The organism is Streptomyces sp. NRRL B-24572, from assembly GCF_002156145.1.
In the GTDB taxonomy this organism is placed as follows: Bacteria; Actinomycetota; Actinomycetes; order Streptomycetales; family Streptomycetaceae; genus Streptomyces; species Streptomyces vietnamensis.
On the sequence record NZ_MWIG01000661.1, the window covers coordinates 1 to 795 of the forward strand.

Sequence of the window (795 nt, forward strand, 5' to 3'; positions counted from 1 at the left end):
GCCGCAGGGCCAGGTTCCGGGTGAGGCTTCCGGGCGCCTGGAGGAGCCCGGCGGCCACCAGCGCGACGGCGATCGCCGCCGTCCAGGGCAGCACGGCGACCAGGGCGACGCCCGCGGCCACCGCGAGGACCAGGACGAGTGACTGGACGGCCAGCGGGCCGGGCCAGCTCCCCCGGAGGCCGTACACGAACGCGCCGACCGCCGAGCCGATCGAGAACCCGGCGAGCAGCGGCCCCGCCCAGCGGATGTCGATCCCGCGCTGTTCGAGGAGCGCGGGCAGGATCAGCTCGGCGAGCGCGAGCAGGGTGAGGCCGGCGGCACCGAGCACGTACACCGGCCAGGCCCGCAGCAGCGTCCGCCGCATCGAGGCTCCCCGCTCCTGCGCCTCGGCGGACCAGCCGGCCGGCAGCAGCCAGAGCCCGGCCACCGAAGCGCCCATCAGGAAGCCCTGGAGAAGCAGCGGTACGGCGGGCGCGGCGCCCAGCGCCAGGGCCGTGGTGAGCGCGGGCGCGGCCGCCCAGATCCCGAAGGTCAGCATCGACTCCATGCTCATCGCCTGGGTGACGGCCCGTTCCGGGACGAGGCTCGTGAGCAGGGCCCGCAGGGCGCCGGGCACGGCGGCGGGCCCCGCGCCCGCGAGCAGCGCGAGGGCGGCGAGGACGGGACGGGTGGCGAGCTCGCGGTAGGACATGCCGGGGACGGTAACCCGCTGGTCGTACGGACTCCCAGCGGGTTACGCCGCCCGTGCCGTTCAGCCCGCGCCGTTCAGTCCGATCTCCGCGAGCGCGGCGGCCA

Annotated in this window: 1 pseudogene; it reads right to left on the bottom strand. The window is 76.7% G+C overall.

Features of this window, described 5'->3' with window-relative positions:
* Positions 1-691 (bottom strand): annotated as a pseudogene (locus tag CCN56_RS32955) (MFS transporter); the annotation flags it as partial.
* Positions 692-795 lie beyond the last annotated feature (104 nt).